Annotated in this window: 4 protein-coding genes; 2 read left to right on the top strand and 2 right to left on the bottom strand. The window is 54.7% G+C overall.

The features are described 5' to 3' along the window. Together BA066_07540 and BA066_07545 are read left to right on the top strand one after the other, a co-directional pair. Positions 1 to 234, top strand: a 234-nt coding sequence (locus BA066_07540) for a PIN domain nuclease (protein ID RDD52838.1), incomplete at its 5' end; no start/stop codon positions are given. Positions 235 to 481: 247 nt separating this feature from the next. Then, entirely contained in the window at positions 482 to 1,165 is a 684-nt protein-coding gene (locus tag BA066_07545) for a DUF3782 domain-containing protein (GenBank protein ID RDD52841.1), read from the top strand. 302 nt (positions 1,166 to 1,467) lie between these two features. Here BA066_07545 and BA066_07550 read toward each other — a convergent pair whose 3' ends face one another. Both BA066_07550 and BA066_07555 read right to left on the bottom strand, forming a co-directional pair. Then, entirely contained in the window at positions 1,468 to 2,490 is a 1,023-nt protein-coding gene (locus BA066_07550) for a peroxide stress protein YaaA (GenBank protein RDD52839.1), read from the bottom strand. Further along, on the bottom strand, positions 2,490 to 2,927 hold the full coding sequence (locus tag BA066_07555; protein RDD52840.1) for a CoA-binding protein: 438 nt from the start codon (positions 2,925 to 2,927) through the stop codon (positions 2,490 to 2,492). The genes BA066_07550 and BA066_07555 overlap by 1 nt, the downstream gene beginning before the upstream one ends. Between the last annotated feature and the right edge of the window lie 160 nt (positions 2,928 to 3,087).

The following is a 3,087-nucleotide window of genomic DNA, read 5'->3' on the forward strand; positions in this document are numbered from 1 at the left end:
AAGGAGATATCTGAGGCCCTGGAGGCATATTCATTCGAGCTTTACCCTCTCAGGGGGGAATACATGCAGAAGACCGTGAAAGTAGCGTTTAAGAACGACATGACGATATATGATGCATCCTACGTCGCTCTAGCATTAGCTAAGAAGACCTTATTGTACACAGCTGATGAGAAATTGCTGGAAAAGGTGGCAAACCCGAACCTGGCAAAACATATCAGGGACTTCGTTCTCTGATCAACTCATATCCTGCGATAAAACATTCTCGCGCGCTGCAAGTGGTCGCTCGGTCCTTTCTCTCCCCTTTCTCGATGGGAGAGGATTGAAAGCCGCCTGCTTCGGAGGGAGGCGTGGTGAGATCTCGTGAGCGGGAAATCCCATCCTCCTGATACTATTTTCGCCGGTAACCTCACCATAGAAAGTTTCTCTGAGCTACTTGAGGTCGACACTTAAATATGGAACAATGAGATCTGATGACGGGATGATGGAGTCCCTGAGGCTGAAGAGGAGGATGCTCAGACTGCTCAGGGAGGATGAGGAGTTCAGATACGCTGTTGCTGGGTTGATAGGCTTAGATGAGATACTAAAGAGGCTTGATCGCCATGAGGAGGAACTAGTGAGGCTCAGGGAGGACATGAACAGGCTCAGGGAGGACATGATGAGGGGGTTCGAGAGGCACGACAGGGAGATAGCGGAGCTGAGGCGGGAGATGACTGAGGGGTTCAAGAGGCACGATGAGGAGCTCATCAGGCTCAGGGAGGACATGATGAGGGGGTTTGAGCTCATGAGAAGGCACATAGATGCCCTGGGCGCGAGATGGGGGCTCATGGCCGAGGAGGCGTTCAGGGAGGGACTCAGGGGTGTCCTGGAGAGGGAGCTCGGTTTGAGGGTTGAGAGGTGGAGCTCTCACGATGAGGCGGGTGAGGTATTCGGGTATCCGAGCGAGGTGGAGGTTGACATCGTTGTGAAGGACGGGAGACTCATACTCGTGGAGGTGTCATCGCACGTGAGGGCTTCCGACGTATACATCCTCAGGAGGAAGGCCGATTTCTACGCTGGGAAGACGGGGAGGAGGCCAGACAGGCTCATGATAGTAACGCCCTTCATCGAGGAGAGGGCCCTGGAGGCGGCGAGGAGGCTGGGGGTGGAGGTCTACACAAAGGTCTAGGCGCCTGCTGCTCAGGCGCATTCAGGGAGCCGCTCATCCCTTCCCGCGGCATCACAAGGATCTGATCGCCATGCCGGTCAGCTCTCATGGGTGCTCAGCCTGGCTCCGAGTTCGCGATCTCCTTTTAAATGATCGCGCGCAGTGGAGCGGGGTGGCATGATGGACCTCGCCTATTCGCTCCTCAACCTGGTCGGAGACATCGTCGTGAACCTCTTCCTCCTCCTGATCTACCTGAGCGTCAAGAGGAGCTGAACCTCCCATATACCTATATAGGGGAAGCAGGGGATGAGGACAGTTGCTTTTTAACAGGTTGTATATTGGAAGGTGTCACTGGTCCATGTTAAAGGTTTTGCTAGCTGTAAGGGGCTGTCCTCCACCATTCGTTCCAGCCATTCCGCCCGCTTGACTCCCGCAGCGGATCCCGGAATCTTCACATGAATGCACCTTACTGATGTTTTTCCCAAGGCCCTCCAAAGCTCCTCAAACACTTGATGATAAGGATATCTCTTTGAGCTGGGTAGGAGGCTCCAAATGTAGTTTATACCGTTTCCCCGAATGTACTCCAGAAGAATTCTCCACAGACCCTCCTCCTGCCAGAATTCATGCACCTTTACGCCATTCGGGAGCTCATCCGTCATGATCAGCTCGTACTCCCTTATCCCTTCATCAAGCCTGACAAGCCCGTAGAGAGCCGATACGATGAGCACATGGACGTCAAGCTCTTGAGCATGCGGATACCTTTTATCAAGCACATCAAGCAAAGCTCCCCTGGCCTTCCTGTAGAATGCGCCAGCATACAGGTCTATCGCCCTTGTTAAAGGGGCGCTGGGGTTCAGCGCTCCCCTCCTGTTCTCCGGCCTCTCCCTTAGATGAGGTGCCGACTGAAGTAGCTCGATGATCTTGGCTCTCAGACGATCGATACCAGGAAGTGGCATTGCTAAAGCGCTTTCAGCCGGATTCACCCTCTTTCTCTTGCAGCAGGGGACCAGTATGAGTGCCCGCATCCCGCAGATGCTGCGGAGAATATCAAAAACTTTATCCAATACATGAAAGGAAAGCGTAATAGGAGCAGGGTTCAAAGGGCGACCAAAAATATAAAAAACCCTCCTGGACCTCGTGAGAACAGAGGGATTGAGGCTGAGGCGCCTGAGGGGAGGGATATGACGATATTCGGCCTGCTGCTGGCGATTTACCTCACCTACAGGATAGTGAGGGAGAAGGAGAGGCTGACTGAGCTGGAGAGGGAGCTCCGGCTGCGCATCCAAGATGAGGAGGAGTTTGAGGAGGAGAGGAGGGTCTGGTGGATGTTCTGGGGCGATTCCCATCAGCGGGAGGGAGGCCTGAACTGAGGCTGCACCTGCGGGGGCTTCCCCTCCCCGCCACCCCTTATCGTCTCCATCAGGCAGGCCCCGTAAATCACCTCGACCCCCGCCTCCCTGCAGAGCCTTATCGCCTCCTCATCCTCGGAGCCCGGCTGGAACCATATCCTCCTTACGCCCAGGGATATGGCCTCCCTCACGACCTCCCTCGCCACCTCCGGCGGCACGACGATGTCAACGACATCGGGCACCTCCGGGAGGCTGCTCAGGTTGGGATAGGCCTTATCGCCATCTATCTCATCGGCTCCAGGGTTTATCGGGTAGACCCTCCTGTAATGCCCCTTGAAGAACTTGTACAGCCTGTGCCCCCACTTCTCCGGGTTCCTGGAGACGCCGACAACGGCGACCACATTCTCCCTGTCGAGGAAGGACTCCACTCCCATAAGCCTCCCGCTCCCCGATCCAATTTAAACTTACAGAAAACATGCTAGAAAGCTTCCCTGCTTCAGCGGTGAGATGAATGGCGTCGATAGGTTTAAATAATCATGAACCTCATTAAAAAGTATGGATCAATAATCCCGAGTCCCTCCTGGAGGGATAGGG

Source organism: Candidatus Korarchaeota archaeon NZ13-K, assembly GCA_003344655.1.
Taxonomy (GTDB): domain Archaea; phylum Korarchaeota; class Korarchaeia; order Korarchaeales; family Korarchaeaceae; genus Korarchaeum.